The 19,896-nt window shown below is 56.3% G+C and carries 16 protein-coding genes and 1 pseudogene; 5 read left to right on the top strand and 12 right to left on the bottom strand.

Annotation, left to right across the window (positions count from 1 at the left end; genetic code table 11):
• The first annotated feature begins 22 nt into the window (after window positions 1-22).
• Window positions 23-2,227: a cyanophycin synthetase gene (locus AC8GFP_RS03190; RefSeq protein ID WP_506610148.1), complete on the top strand. Its 2,205-nt coding sequence runs from the start codon at window positions 23-25 to the stop codon at window positions 2,225-2,227.
• Window positions 2,227-4,806 (top strand): cyanophycin synthetase, encoded by a 2,580-nt coding sequence (cphA, locus tag AC8GFP_RS03185; protein WP_506610146.1) that lies wholly within the window; start codon window positions 2,227-2,229, stop codon window positions 4,804-4,806. The genes AC8GFP_RS03190 and cphA overlap by 1 nt, the downstream gene beginning before the upstream one ends.
• Here the strand turns inward: cphA and AC8GFP_RS03180 are convergent.
• The 4 genes from AC8GFP_RS03180 to AC8GFP_RS03165 all read right to left on the bottom strand — a co-directional run bounded on the left by AC8GFP_RS03180 (window position 4,803) and on the right by AC8GFP_RS03165 (window position 7,388).
• Window positions 4,803-5,801 carry an NAD(P)H-binding protein gene (locus AC8GFP_RS03180; RefSeq protein WP_506610144.1) on the bottom strand — a complete coding sequence of 333 codons (999 nt, stop codon included), beginning with the start codon at window positions 5,799-5,801 and terminating at the stop codon, window positions 4,803-4,805. The genes cphA and AC8GFP_RS03180 overlap by 4 nt on opposite strands.
• A 27-nt stretch (window positions 5,802-5,828) precedes the next feature.
• Entirely contained in the window at window positions 5,829-5,957 is a 129-nt protein-coding gene (locus AC8GFP_RS03175; protein ID WP_506610142.1) for a hypothetical protein, read from the bottom strand.
• 101 nt (window positions 5,958-6,058) lie between these two features.
• The gene (locus AC8GFP_RS03170; RefSeq protein ID WP_506610140.1) at window positions 6,059-6,955 is read right to left on the bottom strand and encodes an oxygenase MpaB family protein; all 897 of its coding nucleotides are present in this window, start codon (window positions 6,953-6,955) and stop codon (window positions 6,059-6,061) included.
• A gap of 13 nt (window positions 6,956-6,968) precedes the next feature.
• The gene (locus tag AC8GFP_RS03165; protein WP_506610138.1) at window positions 6,969-7,388 is read right to left on the bottom strand and encodes a hypothetical protein; all 420 of its coding nucleotides are present in this window, start codon (window positions 7,386-7,388) and stop codon (window positions 6,969-6,971) included.
• A 333-nt stretch (window positions 7,389-7,721) separates the two neighbouring features.
• Between AC8GFP_RS03165 and AC8GFP_RS03160 the strand changes: the two genes are divergently transcribed.
• On the top strand, window positions 7,722-8,048 hold the full coding sequence (locus tag AC8GFP_RS03160) for a type II toxin-antitoxin system RelE/ParE family toxin (protein ID WP_506610136.1): 327 nt from the start codon (window positions 7,722-7,724) through the stop codon (window positions 8,046-8,048).
• Window positions 8,041-8,358 (top strand): helix-turn-helix domain-containing protein, encoded by a 318-nt coding sequence (locus AC8GFP_RS03155; RefSeq protein ID WP_506610134.1) that lies wholly within the window; start codon window positions 8,041-8,043, stop codon window positions 8,356-8,358. Before AC8GFP_RS03160 ends, AC8GFP_RS03155 begins: the two co-directional genes overlap by 8 nt.
• 18 nt (window positions 8,359-8,376) lie before the next feature.
• On the opposite strand, the gene AC8GFP_RS03150 is transcribed toward AC8GFP_RS03155, so the two are convergent.
• The 6 genes and pseudogenes from AC8GFP_RS03150 to AC8GFP_RS03125 all read right to left on the bottom strand — a co-directional run bounded on the left by AC8GFP_RS03150 (window position 8,377) and on the right by AC8GFP_RS03125 (window position 15,072).
• Window positions 8,377-10,677 carry a class I SAM-dependent DNA methyltransferase gene (locus AC8GFP_RS03150; RefSeq protein WP_506610538.1) on the bottom strand — a complete coding sequence of 767 codons (2,301 nt, stop codon included), beginning with the start codon at window positions 10,675-10,677 and terminating at the stop codon, window positions 8,377-8,379.
• Window positions 10,660-11,100, bottom strand: a pseudogene (locus AC8GFP_RS03145) (type IIL restriction-modification enzyme MmeI); the annotation flags it as partial. The pseudogene AC8GFP_RS03145 and the gene AC8GFP_RS03150, both read right to left, overlap by 18 nt.
• Before the next feature lie 207 nt (window positions 11,101-11,307).
• A complete protein-coding gene (locus tag AC8GFP_RS03140; protein ID WP_506610132.1) occupies window positions 11,308-11,643 on the bottom strand; it encodes a helix-turn-helix domain-containing protein in 336 nt (111 codons plus the stop codon).
• Window positions 11,618-11,908, bottom strand: coding sequence for a BrnT family toxin (locus AC8GFP_RS03135; protein ID WP_506610131.1), 291 nt, complete (start codon window positions 11,906-11,908; stop codon window positions 11,618-11,620). The genes AC8GFP_RS03140 and AC8GFP_RS03135 overlap by 26 nt, the downstream gene beginning before the upstream one ends.
• On the bottom strand, window positions 11,895-14,450 hold the full coding sequence (locus AC8GFP_RS03130; protein ID WP_506610129.1) for a DNA internalization-related competence protein ComEC/Rec2: 2,556 nt from the start codon (window positions 14,448-14,450) through the stop codon (window positions 11,895-11,897). The genes AC8GFP_RS03135 and AC8GFP_RS03130 overlap by 14 nt, the downstream gene beginning before the upstream one ends.
• A gap of 64 nt (window positions 14,451-14,514) precedes the next feature.
• The gene (locus tag AC8GFP_RS03125; RefSeq protein ID WP_506610127.1) at window positions 14,515-15,072 is read right to left on the bottom strand and encodes a surface-adhesin E family protein; all 558 of its coding nucleotides are present in this window, start codon (window positions 15,070-15,072) and stop codon (window positions 14,515-14,517) included.
• A gap of 150 nt (window positions 15,073-15,222) precedes the next feature.
• Between AC8GFP_RS03125 and AC8GFP_RS03120 the strand changes: the two genes are divergently transcribed.
• On the top strand, window positions 15,223-15,681 hold the full coding sequence (locus tag AC8GFP_RS03120; RefSeq protein ID WP_506610126.1) for a RidA family protein: 459 nt from the start codon (window positions 15,223-15,225) through the stop codon (window positions 15,679-15,681).
• Window positions 15,682-15,717: 36 nt separating this feature from the next.
• Here the strand turns inward: AC8GFP_RS03120 and AC8GFP_RS03115 are convergent, their stop codons facing one another.
• Together AC8GFP_RS03115 and AC8GFP_RS03110 are read right to left on the bottom strand one after the other, a co-directional pair.
• Window positions 15,718-18,786, bottom strand: a complete 3,069-nt coding sequence (locus AC8GFP_RS03115) for an efflux RND transporter permease subunit (RefSeq protein ID WP_506610124.1) — start codon at window positions 18,784-18,786, stop codon at window positions 15,718-15,720.
• A complete protein-coding gene (locus tag AC8GFP_RS03110; RefSeq protein ID WP_506610122.1) occupies window positions 18,783-19,886 on the bottom strand; it encodes an efflux RND transporter periplasmic adaptor subunit in 1,104 nt (367 codons plus the stop codon). The genes AC8GFP_RS03115 and AC8GFP_RS03110 overlap by 4 nt, the downstream gene beginning before the upstream one ends.
• Between the last annotated feature and the right edge of the window lie 10 nt (window positions 19,887-19,896).

The raw sequence follows: 19,896 nt of genomic DNA, 5'->3' as shown, positions 1-19,896 counted from the left end.
TCACCACTCCTGCCCTCCCCTTATGACCTTTCCCGACATCGCTGTTTTGCGCATGCGTTATTTGCGCGGCCCCAATGTGTGGACCTACCGCCCTGTTCTCGAATCTTGGGTGGACCTTGGTGTCTTGGAAGACCACCCCTCCAACACCTTGCCGGGTTTTGTCGATCGACTCACCACCTGGTTGCCCGGCATGATTGAACACCGCTGTGGCGTGGGCGAACGTGGCGGCTTCTTCGAGCGTTTGCAAACCGGCACGTGGTGCGGTCACATCATGGAGCACGTCGCCATCGAGTTGCAAACCTTGGCGGGCATGCAAGTAGGTTTTGGCAAAGCCCGCGAAACATCCAAGCGCGGCGTTTACAAAGTGGTCATCCGCACACGGCAAGAAGAAGTGGGCCGCGCCAGTTTCATGGCGGCGCGTGACCTGGTGATGGCCGCCATCAACGACACGCCGTTTGATTTGAAAGCCACGGTCCATCGCCTCAAGGCCATGGTCGACCGCTTGTGCTTAGGCCCCAGCACCGCTTGCATCGTGGACGCGGCCACCGACCACAAAATCCCTTCCATTCGCCTGACCTCGGGCAACCTGGTTCAACTCGGCTACGGCTCCAAGCAACGCCGCATTTGGACCGCAGAAACCGACCGCACCAGCGCCATCGCCGAAAGCATTTCCAGCGACAAAGACCTCACGAAAATGCTGCTCACCCAATGCGGTGTGCCCATCCCCACGGGTGAAATCGTGCACTCCGCTGAACAGGCGTGGGACGTGGCACAAGACATCGGTTTGCCCGTCGCCGTCAAGCCCACCGACGCCAACCACGGACGCGGTGTCGCCCTCGACTTGCGCCAACGCGAAGACATCGAAGCCGCCTTTGTGATGGCGCAGCGCGAAGGCACCGACGTGATGGTCGAGCGCTTCATCCCGGGTGAAGAACACCGTTTGTTGGTGGTGGGCAACCGCGTGGTGGCCGCCTCCAAAGGCGAGACCGCCAAGATCAAAGGTGACGGCGTGCACACCGTGGCCGAACTCATTGAATTACAAATCAACTCCGACCCGCGCCGTGGTGAAGAAGAAGACTTTCCGTTGGACACCATCCGTTTGAAAGACTTGCCCACCGCCGTGCTGGAGTTGCAACGTCAAGGCCTCAGCCCCGACAGCATCCCAGAGAAAGACCGCATCGCCATCGTGCAGCGCACCGGCAACATGGGCATCGACGTCACCGACGAGGTGCACCCTGAAGTAGCGGCGGTGGTGGTGTTGGCCGCCCGCGTGATTGGTTTGGACATTGCTGGCATCGACTTGGTGGCGCAAGACATCAGCAAACCCTTGCTGGCCCAAGGTGGTGCCATCGTCGAGGTGAACGCAGGACCAGGTTTGCTGATGCATTTGAAGCCAGCCATTGGCCAAGCGCGACCGGTGGGTCAGGCCATCGTCTCGCATTTATTCGACCCGCGACAAGCCACCCGCATCCCCGTGGTGGGCATCATGGGCCGCAACCAAACAGCAGAGTTGGCGCACCTGGTGAGTTGGCTCATCCATCTCTCAGGTCGCCGCACCGGCTTGGCTTCTTCGCATGGTTTGTTCATGGACCAGCGTTTGGTTGACGCCAAAGATGCGCGTGTGTTTGAAGCCAGTCAACGTCTGTTGATCAACCGCGCCTTAGATGCCGCTGTGTTTGAAAACTCGCCGCTGCAAGTGCTGGAAGAAGGCTTGCCCTACGACCGTTGCCATGTGGGCGTGCTCACCGAGATGCCTGACGCCACCGGCTTGCAAGAACACGACATTCAAACGCCCGAGCAAGTGCGCACCGTGGTGCGCACCCAAATCGATTTGGTGCTGCCTGAAGGTGTCGCCGTGCTCAATGCGGAAGATGCGGCTGTAGTGGAACTGGCGGAGTTGTGCGACGGTGAAGTCATTTACTATGCAGCCCACACGGATGCACCCGTCATCAACCAACACCGCGCTGCCCAGGGCCGCGCTGTGTATTGCGCCAACGGCGAGGTGGTGTTGGCGCGTGGCCAAACCGAAACCGTGTTGCTGCAACTCGACTTCCCACCGATTGCGAAATTACTGAGCGAGGGTGGTATCAGCTTGCCCAATGTGCTGGCCGCCGTGGCTGTGGCTTGGGCGCTGGATTTGACACCCGACCTGATTCGTGCTGGTCTGAAAAACTACGGCCAACCTGCGGCCCCAACAAAGCCCCAAGTTGCAAGGAAGAAAGCCTGATGGAAGTCACCCGCACCCGCGCCCTGCGCGGACCGAATTTGTGGACACGCCACACCGCTGTTGAGGCCATGGTGCGTTGCGCACCTGGCTTGGAAAGCGATCTGAGCGCCGAGCAACAAGCGTTTGAAAAACGTCTGCGCCATTTGTTTCCCGGCTTGGGTCGTTTGCAACCCGGCGAAAGCAGTGGCCCACTCAGCATGGCGCATGCTTTGGAAGCGGTTGGCTTGCATTTGCAAATTCAGGCGGGTTGCCCGGTCACGTTCAGCCGAACCACGGCCACCCCTGATGAAGGTTTGTTTCAAGTGGTGGTCGAATATTCGGTCGAGCAAGTTGGCAAATTGGCCCTGAGCTTGGCCGAGCAACTCTGCTTGGCCGCGTTCAACGCACAAGGTTTCGATGTTGATCAAGCGCTGAACGATTTGCGCGAGTTGGACGAAGACCTGCGTTTGGGGCCTTCCACCAGCTCCATCGTCGATGCGGCCTTGGCGCGTGGCATTCCTTTTCGCCGTTTGTCCGATGGCAGCTTGGTGCAGTTTGGCTGGGGCAGCAAACAACGCCGCATCCAAGCCGCTGAAACCGACTTCAGCAGCGCCATTGCCGAATCCATCGCGCAAGACAAAGAGCTGTCAAAAAAACTCCTGCAAGCCGCTGGTGTGCCCGTGCCCATGGGGCGCCCAGTATTGGATGCCGAAGACGCTTGGGTGGCCGCGCAAGAGATTGGTTTGCCGGTAGTCATCAAGCCGCGTGACGGCAACCAAGGCAAGGGCGTGGCGGTGAATTTGAAAACCCGCGAAGAAGTGATTGAAGGCTTCAACAACGCGCTGGAATTTCGCGACGACATCATGGTGGAAAGCTACCTGCCTGGCAGCGATTACCGCTTGCTGGTGGTCGGCGACAAGATGGTGGCCGCAGCCCGCCGCGAGCCCCCATTGGTGGTGGGTGACGGCACGTCATCCGTGCGCCAATTGGTGGACAAGGTCAACGCCGACCCGCGTCGTGGCGACGGCCATGCCACGTCTCTCACCAAAATCCGCTTTGATGACATTGCCCTGGCCCGCTTGAAAGAGCAAGGCTTGAATGCTGACAGTGTGCCTGCCAAAGGGGCGCGTGTCGTGTTGCGCAACAACGCCAATTTGTCCACCGGCGGCTCGGCCACCGACGTGACCGACGATGTGCACCCCGAGGTGGCCGCACGTGCGGTGATGGCCGCGCAAATGGTCGGGCTGGATGTGTGCGGTGTTGACGTGGTGGTTGAATCGGTGCTCAAACCCTTGGAAGAACAACACGGCGGCATTGTCGAGGTGAACGCCGCGCCGGGTTTGCGCATGCATTTACAACCCTCGTTTGGCAAGGGCCGCGATGTCGGCAGCGCCATCATCGACACCATGTTTGGCACTGGCCAAGATGGTCGCATTCCTTTGATCGCCGTCACCGGCACCAACGGCAAAACCACCACCGTGCGTTTGTGTGCCCATTTGCTTCGTTCAGATGGCTTGCGCGTAGGCATGACCAACACCGACGGCGTGTATGTGAATGGCTTGCAACTCGACACCGGCGACTGCAGCGGCCCGCGCAGCGCCCGCAGCGTGTTGATGCACCCGGATGTGGACGCGGCTGTGCTGGAAACCGCACGCGGCGGCATGTTGCGTGAAGGCCTGGCCTTTGACCGCTGTCATGTGGCGGTGGTCACCAACATTGGTGCGGGCGACCACTTGGGCTTGAACTACATCAGCACGGTGGAAGACTTGGCGGTCTTGAAGCGCGTCATCGTGCAAAACGTGGCGCCCAACGGCATGGCGGTGCTGAATGCCGCCGACCCGATGGTGGTGGCCATGGCCCCCAATTGCCCGGGCCAAGTCACCTTCTTTGCCATTGACCCGCACAACCCCACCCTGGCCACCCACCGTGCCCAAGGCAAGCGGGTGCTGTATGTGGAGGATGGACACATCATCGCCAAAGAAGGCGCACAGCAAGTGCGGATTTCACTGGCCGAAGTGCCGCTCACACAAAACGGCGCCATCGGTTTCCAAGTGGAAAACGCCATGGCCTCGATTGGTGCGGCCTGGGCCTTGAATTTATCCTGGGCCAACGTCTGTCAAGGCTTGTCCAACTTTGTCAGCGACACCCAAGGCGTGCCCGGTCGCTTCAACATGTTCAATCACAAGGGTGCCACCATCATTGCCGACTATGGCCACAACCCCGACGCCATCAAGGCGCTGGTGCAAGCCGTCAGCAACCTGCCGGCCAAGCGCCGCAGCGTGGTCATCAGCGGTGCTGGGGACCGGCGCGATGAAGACATCCGCGAGCAAACCCGTCTGATTGGCAGTGCGTTCGAGCGCGTGGTGTTGTTTGAAGATGCCTGCCAACGGGGCCGCGCCGATGGCGAAGTGTTGGCCTTGCTGCGCGAAGGCTTGAATGGCGCAACACGCACCACCGACATCAGTGAAATTCATGGCGAGTTCATTGCCATCGATCATGCACTGGCTCAGCTAGAAGCAGGCGACCTGTGCTTGATCTTGATTGATCAGGTGCAAGAGGCCTTGGCGCACATTGCGCAGCGTGTGGCTGAGAACGCTTAAAACACTGCGTGGTCTCCTCGGGCTGGGGCTGCGCCACGCTCTAGCCATTGCGCATATGCCTCTATCAGGGTGTGGGTGCCATGTGAGGGCGTGGCGTCAGCGTCATAGCGCAGCGTGTCTGGGTTCCAGATCAACATTGATTCTGTCGCGTAGTAACGCCCAATGCGAGCCAACTCGGCCTTGTCAGCCAGCACAGGGATCAGCTTGCCCAGCGAACTCAGCACCGCAATGACGACGTCCAACAGCGCCACAGGGACGCTTTTGAACTTGGGGGGGCGCCCCAGCAGCTTGAACAAGGCTTCACCTTGTTGCCGCGGCGTGATGGCCGGTCCGGGACCACCAATGGGCAAGATGCGGTTGAACTTGTCCGGGTCGGTGAGACAGCTGGCCATGAAATCGGCCAAGTCTTCGTCGCTGATGGGTTTGCAGGCTGTGGCTTGACCATCTCCGAACAACAAAAATGGTTTGCCGTTTTTCACCCGTTGCAACTGTCCCGACAAGGATTTGAAAAAAGCCGTTGGTCGAACGATGGCGTAACACAAGCCCGACTGCATCAGTTGTTGCTCGAAGGCCAGCTTGGCCTGCTGAAATGCCAGCTTTGGCTTTTGAACACAGATGGCTGAGAGCAGCACAAACTGCTTCACGCCAGCCCGCTTGGCAGCATTCAGCACATCCAGATGAGCCTGGTGGTCAACCCGCCATGCATCTTGGGGGCTGCCTGTTCTCGAAGCCATGCAAGACACCACCGCATCAAACCGCTCTTGGGCTAAAACATCACGCTCTAACGCAACCGCGTCACAAGGATCGACCCAACGCAAACTGGTTCCACTTAAAAGCGATTGAATGTGTTGCCAAGCTGACTCGGCCATGCGGTCGGGGCGAGGCCGAAGCACACAAACCACCTCATGGCCTTGTCGTGAAAGCGCCTGGGCCGTGGCAGAGCCAATGGTGCCAGTCGCACCCAACAACATCACACGCAAAGGCTGAACGGTCATGCGTGAATGGGCAGGTGCAATGCGGGATCAGCTGTTTCTGTTGACGATCACGATCAAGGTGACAACGATGCTGATCACCACAGAAAAACCGATGATGCCCGCAGCGTAAATCATGGCCGCTTTGTCTTTGATTTGGAGAGGGGTAAATGATTTCATCTGATGATTCTCTCACCCCTCCCTTGCATGATCCATTTGGGTAAAGCCTTGTTTTCTGTCCAAAACAAGGCCAAGCAGCCCAGACCGGGCAAGCGCTGCGACTAAGCCGCCAGATGAACCCGCCGACGCGCCACCGCGGCCACGCCCTGCTCGTCGAGCATCCATTGCAAAGGCTCTGAAGCGAGTTGCAGCGCCAAACGCCGCGCTTGCACTGGCAAGGCGCAGGCCTCAGACCGGCCCAACATCTGCAGCACCCAATCGGGCATCAAGTCGAATGAGGATTCCAGCACCAAGCCCATGAACGGCTTGTCCAGCACGTCCGTCGGATAAGACGCGATCAGCCTCACCACTTCTTGCGCCCGCTCGTCAAACCGCAGCTCGGCTTGGTAGCTGCGCATCTGCCCTTCAGCAGCCGCCACGGTGCTTGGCAAATCCACGCCACCCAGCAAATGGCCCAGCACCGCCATTTCAGCCATGTACTGGTCGGCCTCGGCGGGGCTCAGCGGGGTTTCGGCGAGGTGTTGGTAGGCAGCCAAAAAAGACGTGGCCTCCACCAAATGCACCCAATTGAGGAGCACTGGTTCGTTGGCCACATAGGGACGACCTTGCAAGTCGGTGCCGGTGATGCGGCTGTGGATGGCATTGACCCGCTGAATGGCTTTCATGGCGAAAACTTCACTGCCGTAGGTGGTGGCCGCCACAAAAAATGCGGTGCGGCTGAGTCGGTCTTTGAGTTTGTCGCGGAACTGGGAGTGGTCCCAGACGGCGGCCAAGGCGCGTGGGTGCAGGGCCTGAACGATGAGTGAGGACAAACCGCCAACCATCATGGCCGTGAAGTGTTCATGGACCCGCCACACCATGCTGGCAGGCCCAAACAGGCCTGGGTCACCCGCAGGAACGGCAAAGTCCTCCAAGGAGGACTTTGTTGAACCTGTGATCGCTCTGAGCCTCTCGCCAATGGCGAAGAAAGCCAGTTGTTTGAGGGTGTCAGTGGCCATGTCGGCCATTAGATCATTTGGCGGTGGATTCGCTGTTCATCGCCACACGCTTGTCGCAAGCATTGTTGGTGATGGTGCGGTCGTGGTCGATCATGGGTTTGTAGAAGGACAGGTTGGTGAAGCTGGTTTCAGCAGCGCGCACAGGCAAGCGACCGTTGCTGGTGATGACGGCGAAATCAGCCAAAGCCAGAGTTTGGTCAGCGCAGTTCACGACGTAATCGATTTGTTGAACGCCGCTTTGGCCCATGTCGTGGAACTCACGCACTTTGGTGAAACCCTTGGTGGTGTTGGCAGCAACCATCGACCATGTGTCTTTGGATGAAGCGAACATGAAAGCGCTTTCTTTGTCAGACATGACAGCAGCGTTGTCGTTGCCAGCGAAAGCAACATTGGAGAACAGCAGACCGGCGATGAGAGCGTATTTGTTGAACATGGTGAACATCCTTGAGGTTGAATTTGAAAAATGAAGAGGTTTGTTGCAGAACCGATGGATGAAATTTAACAGATGAACATGTTTTGTCAACGAAATATCAGGGCAATCCCTGTATTTTTCATAGAATTATGCCTATATTTGAGAAATATATAGACAATACCTATACAAAATGCGGGTTTTCCCTAGATTGAGCCCCAAAAGGCCGTTTTGGGCCCGGCTATGGAGGCTGGAACCCACGAAATAAGACAGTCCAACTCAACCAGTTTGGGCGGAGGTTTGACCAAACTAAGCAACTTTCTATATCAATGAGTTAGCGAATTTGCTAATATCGTCATGGCGTACTTGATCGAATACTTTCACCCCAAAGTTCTGGAACAGATTGAGTCTTGGCAACCGGATATGTTGGCCAGCTACACAAGGTTGCTGGATGTCTTGATGGTGCATGGACCAACCCTGAGGCTGCCCTACTCTCGGGCCATGGGGGAAGGATTATTTGAAATACGCCCAAGCGGTAAATCAAGCATTGGTCGGTGTTTGTATTGTTTTCAGAAAGGGCAGCGAATTATTGTGTTGCATGCTTTCATCAAGAAAACGCCCAAAACGCCAGATGCTGATTTGAGTATTGCTAGAAAACGAATGAAGGAAATTCAATATGCCTGATTTGAAGTACACCCCTGTGGCCCATGACAAAGCGGCCTTTCTGAAAAAGGCCATGAAGCGCCCTGGCTTCAAAGAAGCGTTCGACGACTTGGCCCTCGAATTTCAATTGGTGAATCAAATGCTGAACGCCAGAAGCAAGGCCGGATTAACCCAAGATGCTGTGGCCGAAAAAATGGGCACCACCAAAAGCGCTGTGTCCCGGCTTGAATCTGGCGGTAAACATGCGCCGTCATTAAGCACATTGAAAAAATATGCAGCAGCAGTGGGATGCGAACTGCAAGTGACTTTTGTTCGCTTGAAAACCAATTAAAAGACTATTTCATTTCTCCTATTGGTTTTTCTTTTTCTTTGCTTTGGGAATGGGCAGCAAGCTGGTAATGCGTTGATACAAATCGAATAAAAACGCGACGCGTTCGGCGTCGGAGGCATAGGTTTTGGGGCCGCCGCTGGGAACGTAAGCGGCGTCCACGGCGGCGTCGAGTTTTTGGTGGGCACGCAGCAAGGCGGGCGGCATGCTGAGGGGGTCGTAGAGGTCGGCCAAGGACGAGGTGGGGAAGCGTTCTCGGGCTTCGAGCACGCCTTGTGCGGCGGCTTCAATGGCTTGGCGGTGCTTGTCGCTCAAGGCCTCGCCAGCAAAGCCAGGCCAAGGGAAGTTGTTGAACACATTGCCAGCCGAATACTGATAATCACTTTTCATTCGACCGCATATGTATTTAAGCCAAGCCATGTGCATCATCGATTGCAATATCCCCATTTCATAAATCCCTGCTCCAGGAATAATGAGTGCACTTCCATTTGCAACCACATTTGGATTCATAAACCCTATTGGCAAATAATTTCTATTTTCAGATGAGACCTTGGGCATCAACAAATAATTGTTTCTTGGTTGTCTGATTTCTCCAAATAATGCAGGCGTATCAGCAAGTTTTTTTGTAGCATCTCGGTTACTTTGCAGTCGGAATTTTTTGACTGCATTGATCCTTTGAAGAACAGCGCCATTCGATTTGATGATGCTGGGATCAATGTTTTCCAACCAAAGGCACCAGCGCTCTTCCTTGTTTAAAAACTCCTGCCCACCCATGAATGGTCTTATCAGCTTCCCTATATTTGGATTTTTGAGAATCAACTCCTCTTTTTCAGCCGTGCTTAGTATGAAATGTCCATCATCTATAGCCATGCTTCCATATTGCATTTTTGGAACATTGCAAATTGGATGACTCCGTTTTGAAATAGCTATATTGGCTGCATCTACTAAATATGGATTGATATTTTTTACGGGCACTGCAACTGGCAATCCCTTGATATCTTCGTATGAAAATATTATTTTCTCGCTGATATTTTCAAGACCAAATCCAATAATCACGCAGTGCACCGCCGCATTGCCCTTGGCTTCGTTAGACCATGAAAAGGTCCGATGTGCAAATTGAATTTGAACGCCCTGCGCCAACATCCATGACCATAAAACACCGACCTGCTCGCCTTGGGTGATGCTATTGGTAGATACAAAAGCAACCCGTGGGGATAATTTCATTTCAGCACTCTGGATGTAATGGGTAGATTTGACATACCACGCAGAAACAAAATCCAGCACACCAAAGCTTTTGATGACATTCATCACCGGTTCAAAATCGGCTTTTTGCTGCGCTGTTTGTTCCTTTTTGCCTATGAACGGCGGATTCCCCATCACATAACTGCACTGCTCCGCTGGCAGCACCTGGTTCCAGTCGAGTTGCAGCGCGTTCGCATGTCGAATGTGCGGCGAGTTTTTCAGCGGAATACGGGCGTAGTACAGGCCAAACTCTTCGCTGACCCGCAGGTTCATTTGGTGGTCCACCAGCCACAGCGCCACTTGGGCAATTTGCGCTGGAAACTCCTCAATCTCAATGCCATAGAACTGGTCCACATTCACGCCAATCAAGCTGTTCACGTCCACGCTCAGCTGGCCACGGTGGTCGCCAAGTTCGTTGGCGGCCCGCAGCACTTGCAGCTCCAGTTCGCGCAATTCGCGGTAGCTGATGACGAGGAAGTTGCCACAGCCACAGGCTGGGTCCAAAAAGCGCAAACCCTTGAGCTTGCGGTGGAACGCCTCCAGCTTGTGGCGGTTGCCGCGAATGCGCTCGAACTCGGCGTGCAGCTCGTCCAAAAACAGCGGCTTGATCAGCTTGAAGATGTTGGCCTCTGACGTGTAGTGCGCCCCCAGGTTGCGGCGGGCTTTGTCGTCCATGATGCTTTGAAACAAGCTGCCAAAGATGGCCGGGCTGATGGCCGACCAATCGAGTGCGCAGGCGTCCAGCAGGGCTTCGCGCATGGCGGTGTTGAAGTCGGCCATGGGCAAGGTTTCTTCGAACAACTTGCCGTTGATGTACGCAAACTGGCCCAATTGCTCGTCGATGTTTTTGCTGCGCTGGTCTTCTGGCGTGTTGAGCACTTGAAACAGCTGCGCCAAGCGCGGCCCCAGGTCCGAGCCATCGGGCGCGGTGCGTTCTTCAATGAAGGCGCGGAAGGAATCGGTGGGCTGAAAAATGCCGGTGTCGTCGGCGAACAAACAAAACAGCAGGCGCACCAGCAGCACCTCCAGCGGGTGGCCTTGGTAGCCGCTGGCTTTCAAGGTGTCGTGCAAGCGGCCCATGCGCTCAGCGGCCTTGATGTTCACCGGGTCTTCCGGGCGAATGGCCTGCACTTTGTAGCCCAGCAACACGCCAAAGTGCTTCACGTGCTTGTGCAGGTCTTTCAGCTTGAAGCGCAGCACCTCGCCAGTTTGCAAGTGACGCAGCTCGAAGGTGCCAAAGTCGCAAACCACCACCAACTCGGGCAACTGGTGGTCGGGGATGCTGTGCGAGTAGTCCATGGCCTGATCGTGGGCGTCGGCCAGGCTCTTGCCCAAGGACTTTTGCTCCACCAACAGCTTGCCCGGCCAAAACAAATCGATATAGCCGTTGGCGCCACTGAGTTTTTGCACGTTGTGCTCGAAGATGACAACGCGTTTGTTGGGAATGCCGAAGATGTCGAAGAAATCCAACCAGAATGGGATGCTTTGGCTTTTTTCGTTGCAAGCGTCAGCCCATGTCTAGCTGAAATGCAGTGACTTGGACTTGATTTCACTCCATTGAATGCTCATAAAGTACTCTTTTAGGAAAGAGCACTGATACTATCAAATAGAGTTATTAATAAGTATTTTTATGAATAAAAGTTAATTTATAGGTTCATAAGTGTTGGTTTTTAAACCGATGGCGCTTTGAATTGACGGTGGCTTGATCGGTTAACGGAGTGCGGCCATGGCAGCGTCCGGCGTCCTGTCCAATAGTTTCAGCAATGTTTTGGCAGCGCCGGTTGGGCAACGCTTGCCCTGCTCCCAATTGCGGATGGTTTCCAGCGGCACTTCAATCCGAGCTGAAAACTCTTGCTGCGTCAAACCCAAACGCTCCCGCACCCGCTTGGCAAATTTGGCTGCGTCTTGCATGGCTGCATCGTCATCTTGCTTCTTGTGACGCTTGATGTCTTGCTCGGTGGTGGCGGCCAACAGCGCTCGATTGACCCGACCTTTGGGCATGGATTGGGGGTTGCTTACGTCAACTTTGACGCGGATTGTTTTCATAAATCAGACCCTCACGTTGATTTGCTTTGCGAGCTGAAATGATTCGAACGGTTGATGAACGGTGTGTGTAAATGACGACATAAACCCGATCCTCAATGAGGCCCATGACTTGAAATCGATCCTCGCCATAGTCCCATCTCTGATCTTTGATCACCATGTGCTGGGGGTCAGAGAAAACCAACAGCGCAAAAGCAAAATCAAAGCCTCGATGCCTCAAACAAGCATTGCTTTTTGCAGCATCCCATTCAAATTCAGTTTGCGACATGGTAGTTCAATGGCCTAGTTTCGTCAAGTTCCCCCAGTGGCTGATAACGCCAATACCGCCTGTTATGGGCCCGCTCACACTGCACCATCTCGGGGTCGTTGCTGCGCCAGGTCATGGCACCGCATGAGGGCGAAAGCCGCACGCCAATGCCGCGCTGCATATAGCGCTGCAACACCTGCGGCGCGGGGTGGCCGTAGCGGTTGCGGTAGCCCATTTGGAACAAGGCCCAGCGCGGTTGCACCGCCTCGATGAAGGATTCGGTGGACGATGTTTTGCTGCCGTGGTGCGGCACCAGCAACACATCGGCCCGCAGTTGTGCACCTGCGCGTTGCAACAAAGTTTGTTCTTGAAAGGCTTCAATATCCCCTGTGAGCAGCGCCACGTGGGCGCCTGCGCTGATGCGCAGCACACAACTTCGCGCATTCGGCGACCAGGGCAAGGCATAGTCCTGGGCCAGTGGGTGCAGCACTTCAAACATCACGCCGTCCCATTGCCACGCCTGCCCTGCTTCGCAACGCTGCATGGGCCATTGGCCAAACAAAGCTTGACCGTGCACGATAGAGGTCAACACCCGCACTTGGGGCTGCAGTTTTTGCACCGACATGGCACCGCCGGTGTGGTCGCTGTCTTGGTGGCTCAATACCAAGGTGTCCAGCCGCTCGTTGCTTCGTTGCAGCAAGGGCAGCAAGACACGTTGACCGGCATCACTGTCGCTGCCAAACCGCGGCCCGGTGTCAAACAACAAGCTGTGTTGCGCGGTGCGCACCAACACCGCATTGCCTTGGCCCACATCAGCGGCCAGCAACTCAAACTGACCAGGCAAAGGCCGCTCCACCGGCCACAGCAAACACGGCAGCACCAAGCCCAGGCCCCAAACACGCTGCCGCCAAGGCCTGGGATAAGCCACCCAAGCACCGCCTGCCAGACCCACAGCGGCCAACCACCAAGGCGGCTGTGCCACATGCCACACCGCCCAAGACCAAGCGGACATGGGCTGCAACACCGCGCACAGCGCTTGCAAACTCAGGCTGCACAACAGCCATAACGGCGACCACAACGCACCCAAAAACGCCAGCGGCGTGACCACCAAGGTGACCCAGGGAATGGCGAACAGATTCACCAACAAACCCACCACCGACAACTGCTGAAACAACAACACGCAAAGCGGCGCCAAGCACACGCTGATGTGCATTTGTTCCTTCAACAGATGCACAGCTTGTTGACGCAGTCTTTGCCAACGGTTGGGTGACCGCTTTGCATCAGAAATGGATGGGGTGCCCAAGAACAAAACACCCACAGCGACAAAACTCAGCCAAAACCCGGCTTGCATCAGGGCCCATGGGTCGAGAAACAACACCGTCACCATGGCCAACAACCATTGCGGCAACAAGGGCCAGCGCAGTGCCTGAAAGCGCAAGGCACAGACCACGGCCAGCATCACCACGGTGCGTTGTGCTGGCACACCCCAACCACTGAACAAGGCATAGGCGGCAGCGCACAGCAGACCGCCCCACAGTGCCGCCCATGGTGCTGGGATATGCAAACACCAAGAGCGGCCCCACACCCCACTGACACGCCACAACTGAAGCACCAACCACCGAGCCACCCAAGCCCACAAGGTGATGTGCAAACCCGAGATGCTCATCAAATGGGCGATGCCGGTGATGCGAAACAGATCCCAGTCGGCGCGATCAATGGCGGCTTGGTCGCCCATCAGCAGGGCGCCTATCAGCCCAGCCCATCGCGGCTCGCTGACTGTTTGGCCGATGCGCTGTCGTGTGCTTTGGCGCAATTGTTCGATGGGAAATTGCCAGGTGGTTTCTATGCGCTGTGCGGGCTTGTCTTTGGGGCCGTCACGCACATGGCCGCTGGCCCGCAGGCCTTGCTCCCACAGCCACAGTTCCGCATCAAAACCGCCGGGGTTGGCCAAACCATGCGGTCGCTTCAAACGCACGGTGAAATGCCAGCGTTCACCCGCTTGAACATTGGGCAAAGCCTTGCGCTCGCCGCCGCCAATTTGGTTGTACCAAGCCAGCTGAATCTGGCTGGGCAATGGCACTGCTTGGGCGTCGCTTTCGCGCTGTGCGCTGTTCACTTCAAAGCGAAACCGCAACCCATCCGTATGCCACTGCGGCATGGCGGCCACCACACCGCTGATGCGCAAGTTCACACCTTCCAGCGATGGGGACAAGCTTTGCGATTGAAACCACAGTGCGCGACAGCCGACGCTGGCGAAAGCGATGCAAGCCACCAGCAGCATGGTGGCCAAGAGTTTGAAAACATGGAGATGCTTGGCTGGGCCTGGCGCTGAAAGTGCTGGGGCGTTGAGCACTGAACTTGTGGCGCGGTTTGCAAGGCTGGTTTGCCGCTGATCTGGCGAACAGCGCAACAACCCACCAAACAGAACAAGCACCGCCAACAAACCCGCGCCGTACAACCAAGCGGGCCACAGCACCGGCTGAAACAACTGCGCAGCGGTTCCAAGCACCCAAGCCAGCAGCAAAGGACTTAAAAAATGAACATGGGGAACGTCACGCAGCAACCGAGTCCTTCCAGCAGTGCTTGGCCAACAAGGTCAAGCGGGAAGGAAACTGTAGAAAAAACTGTCAGGGTTCGGGTTTAGCGCAAACCTGTTTTTTAAGAAGTGCCAGGTACGAACCGGGTCGGATGGCGGCGTCGCGTGGCCGCCAGTCGGCCGCCTCGTAAAAAGCCACTTCACGGCCTTTGCCCTCGGTTCTGGCGTAAAAACTTTCAGACAATTTGATGAACGAGTCGGTTTTGCAATGGATGCGCCAACGGGCCATCGAAGATTGGTAATCCTCACCGTTTGGCGCTTTGGTGGCCTTGCCCAAATTGGTCATGGTCCATGCATAACGATGGATATGCACGGAACGCACCGTTTCATTGTCCCAGGCATAAGTGATGTCCTCGTCCTTGAGCAACTCAGCCCATTCGGCATGGGCAACGCTGGCAGTGGCCATGCAGATGGACAAAAGCAGCTTCCAACGAAGAAGAGAAAAGAGTTTCATGATGGGATGAATCGACTGAATTGGCCCAATCTTGAATCCATAGCGGTAACGCAAAACCACATGAGGCGTGAATTTGAGCAAGCCGCCCGTGAAAAGCAACCCGCCTAAGGTGAAGAAAAAGAATTGCAAACGCATGGTGATCAAAAATAGAGAGAAACACGCCGCAAAACGACACCATCGTGTGAATCGACACCAGCTCAGTGACCTTGACCCAAGCTGTTTCCAAGGCCAACGCTGACAATGCTTTTAAACTGTGCCACATCCCCGAACTTGAAAGCAAACACCATGTCCATCCACCAACGCCTGCAAGCCCTCAACATCCAACTTCCACCCGTGTCAGTCCCAGCCGCGGCCTATGTGCCTTATGTGCAAACCGGCCATTTGGTTTTCATCAGCGGCCACATTGCCAAACAAGATGGCAAGCCTTGGGTCGGTCAACTCGGTACCAACATGGACACCGAGACTGGCAAGCTGGCGGCCAAAAGTGTCGCCATCGACTTGCTAGGCACCTTGAGCGCGGCCTGTGGTGACGATTTGCACCGCGTGAAACGCATTGTGAAAGTGATGAGTTTGGTGAATTCCAGCCCCACGTTCACAGAGCACCATGTGGTGACCAACGGCTGCAGCGAACTGTTGGCCCACATCATGGGCGAAGCAGGCGCCCATGCCCGCAGCGCCTTTGGAGTGGCCCAGTTGCCGATGGGCGCTTGTGTCGAGATCGAGTTGATTGCTGAACTGCACTAAGCCAAGCCGCACCATTGCGTGCGGCAAAAACGTGTCTTAGTTCGTTGCAGGCTTGAGCCTTCTCCACAGTCGCGAAACCAGCAACCCAAAATCGTCCACATACAAATACACCGCCGGAATCACCAACAAGCTGAGGAAGGTGGAAGTGATCAGGCCGCCGATGACGGACACCGCCATCGGCGAGCGGAAACTGCCATCCGATGAGCCCCAACCCGCAGCAATGGGCAACATGCCTGCACCCATGGCGATGGTGGTCATGACAATCGGTCGGGCGCGTTTTTGGCAAGCATCCATCAAGGCATCGAAGCGGTTCAGACCATGGTCACGTTGCGCCACGATGGCGTACTCGACCAACAAAATCGAGTTCTTTGTGGCCACGCCCATGAGCATGATGAGGCCAATGAGCGAAGGCATTGAAAAGCTTTTGCCAGCCAACAATAAAGCCACGAAAGCGCCCCCCAAAGACAAGGGCAAAGCCGCCAAAATGGTGACCGGGTGCAACACGCTCTTGAATAACAGCACCAACACCAAGTAAATACACAAAATACCGGTCAGCATGGCCAGCGCAAAACTGGCGAACAGCTCTTCCATGATTTCAGCGTCACCCACTTCCACCAACTTGATACCGGGGGGCAGTTGTTTGGCAGAAGGCAATTCACGCACCAATTGCTTCACATCGCCCAAGCCCAAACCAGAGAGTTCAATTTGGAATTGGATGTTGCGCTCACGGTTGTAGCGGTCAATGATGGCCGGACCACCGCTGGGCTCCAAGGTGGCCACCTCAGCCAACAAGACCGGGCCTTTGCTGCCAGGCACGGTGAGGCGTCCGAGCAAGTCCAAATCTTGGCGGGCACTGTCGGCCAGTTTCACCATGATGGGCACTTGACGTTGCGCCAAGTTCAGTTTGGGCAAAGCGGCGTCATAGTCACCCACCGTGGCAATGCGCAAGGTGTCGCCAATGGCGGCGCTGGTCACACCCAAATCAGCAGCACGGGCAAAATCAGGACGCACTGCAATTTCTTGTCGCACCAAGCTTGCGCTGGAAGTGACCGAACCCAAGCCTGGAATGGTGCGCAAATCGCGCTCAAACCCAGTGGCGGTTTCTTGCAATGCGTTCGGGTCGTCACCCGTGAGCATGATCAGGTATTTTTCGCCTGATGCTCCCAAGCCCACCTTGGTGCGCACGCCTGGAATGTCCGACAACAATTCGCGGATTTGGTTTTCAATCACACCCTTGCGCGGACGTTCACCACGCGCGGTCAATTGGATCGTGAGCGTGGCCATGCGGGTTTCGGCAGCACTTTGCGCCATGCCCGGGTCAGAGCCTGCGGAGCCGCCACCAATGGTGGTGTAGACCGTTTGGATGTCCGAAATTTTGCTGATACGCAAACGCACATCTTCAGCGGTTTGCTGGGTTTGAGACAAAGAGGTGCCAGGGGGAAGTTCCAAATACACCTGGGTTTGTGAATTGTCATCCGGAGGGATAAAGCCGGTGGGCAACAACGGAATCAAGGCGAGTGAGCCGACAAAAAAAGCCGCCGCACCCAGCGCTGTCCAGAAACGGTGATTCAGGCACCAACGCACGGTGCGCAAATAACTGGGCATCCAAAACGGCACGGGCGCCGGTTTGTTGGTGGCCCGGAGCATGTAGGCCGCCATCATCGGTGTGAGCATCCGCGCCACCACCAAGGATGCAAACACCGCCAGGGCCGCAGTCCAACCAAACTGCTTGAAGAATTTACCTGGCACCCCACTCATGAAGGCGGTGGGCAAGAACACGGCCACCAAGGTGAAGGTGGTGGCAATCACCGCCAAGCCAATTTCATCGGCGGCCTCCATGGCAGCTTTGAACGGAGTCTTACCCATGTGCAAATGCCGCTCGATGTTTTCCACTTCCACAATGGCGTCGTCCACCAAGATACCCACTACCAAGGACAGCGCCAACAAACTGATGACATTGATGGAAAAACCCAAGTACCACATGCCCACAAACGCCGGAATGACCGACAAAGGAAGGGCCACGGCAGACACGAAGGTGGCACGCAGATCGCGCAAGAACAACCAGACCACCAACACCGCCAACACCGCACCTTCGTACAGCAGCACCAAGGATGCTTGGTATTCCTCTTCCACCGGTGTCACAAAGTCAAACGCGGTATTGATCTCGACGTCCGGGTGGTTGGCACGCAGTTCGGTGAGCGCTTTTTGCACAGCAGCACCCACTTCCACTTCACTGGCGCCACGGCTGCGGGTGATCTCAAAACCCACCACGGGTTTGCCATTCAAGTAAGCGGCAGAACGCTGCTCGGCGATGGTGTCGGTCACCTCTGCGATGTCGCGCAATCGAATACGCCCACCCTGCCCGACCGACAACTCCAAGTCGGCCAATTCAGCCGCAGAGCCGACCGTGGCCAAGGTCCGCATGGGTTGCTCGCTGCCACCCAAGTCGGTGCGCCCACCAGCGCTTTCGCTTTGCACTTGTTTGAGTTGACGCGACACATCAGCAGCAGAAATACGCAAAGCCTGCATGCGCACAGGGTCCAGGGCAATGGCCACTTCACGTTTCACACCGCCAACACGAGCGACTGCTCCCACACCTTTGACCGACAACAAACGACGCGCCACGGTTTGATCCACGAACCAGCTCAAACCCTCAGGGTCCAAATTGGGGGAAGAAATGGTGAAGGCCAGCACTGGTGTGCCCGCAAAGTCGAGTTTGCGCACCGACGGCTCCAGCATGTCAGCAGGCAGGTCGCCCCGCACGCCATTGACCGCCGAACGTATTTCATCCAAGGCTTCTTGCACCGGTTTTTCGATACGAAATTCAGCGGTGACCAGCACCGCACCGTCTTGCACCTTGGTGTAAATGTTTTTCAGTCCCTGCACCGAAACCACGGCGTTTTCAATCTTGCGGGCCACCTCGGTTTCCATTTGTCCGGGCGCAGCACCTGGCAAAGCGGCTGAAATGATGATGGTGGGCAAATCCAGATCGGGGAAGTTCTGCACCTTCATGCTCTTGAAGGCCAACATACCAGCCAAGCTCAGCAAGATGAACAGCACCACCGATGGAACGGGGTTGCGGATAGACCATGCGGAAACGTTCATGGCACCACTTTCACGAGGTCGCCAGCGGTGAGAAAACCGGCACCGCGCACCACCACCTTGGCATCATCGGGCAGCCCTTGGGTGATCTCCAACATGTCACCTTGGCGGCGACCCACGGTCACTTTGTAAAGCTTGGCGCGTTGATCGGCACCCACCACAAACACTTGTTGGAAACCGTCACGAACCACTACCGATTGCTGGGGCACCAACTTGGCGGCGGTGCTGCCAAACTCAAATTCACCCCGGGTGAACATGCCGGGTTTCAAGACACCCAAAGCAGAAGCGGGCAAATCCACATACACCACGCCGGTGCGGTTTTGCACATCCACCGTGGGCGCCACCATGCGCACCGTGCCATTCACTTCGCCTTGGGGCATGGTGCTGATGCGCACTTTTTGGCCGGGCTTGACGCGGAACAATTCGGTGGACACCAAATCGGCACGCCACTCGAGGCGGTTGCCACGCACCAGCTTGAACAACTCGGTGCCCACACCCACCACCGCACCCACACTGGCCATGCGGGCCGAGATGACACCGTTGTCAGGCGCTTTCACCTGGGTTTGACGCAGCAAGAGTTCTTGCATGGCTAACGCCACTTGCGCAGACTCGACACGCGCTTTAGCGGTGGCTTCGGCAGTGATGTATTGGTTGAACTGTTGGGCACTGATGACGCCGCTGGGTTGCAAAGCCCGGGCGCGGTCGGCATTGGCCTGAGTTTCCGAGGCCACGGCTTTGGCTTCATTCAAAGCAGCTTTGGCTTGATTGATGCCAGCTTGGACGGTTTCAGTGGCGAACACCGCCAGCACCTGTCCTGCTTTCACTTGATCGCCCACATTGACGCGGACTTCGGTGAGGCGCAGGCCGCCGATTTCAGCGCCGATGCTGGCTTCTTGCCAAGCGGCGACCGTACCGTTGGCGCTCAGGCGTTGGCTGAGATTTTGACTTTGCACTGAAGTGACAGTGACCGTCATGGCTGGCCGTGGTGACGCCGCTTTGTCCGTGTCTGGTTTGGTTTGGGCATGGGCCATGCTGATACCAAGTGCCAAGACAACAACAACCAAGTGCTGCTTGATGCAGCCCCATTTTTGACTCACTTGCATACGACCTGCT

Source organism: Limnohabitans simekii (SeqCode) (genome assembly GCF_965234735.1).
Lineage (GTDB): Bacteria > Pseudomonadota > Gammaproteobacteria > Burkholderiales > Burkholderiaceae_C > Limnohabitans > Limnohabitans simekii.
Note: the sequence above shows the minus strand (reverse complement) of the source record. Positions and strands in the feature narration are given on the sequence as shown.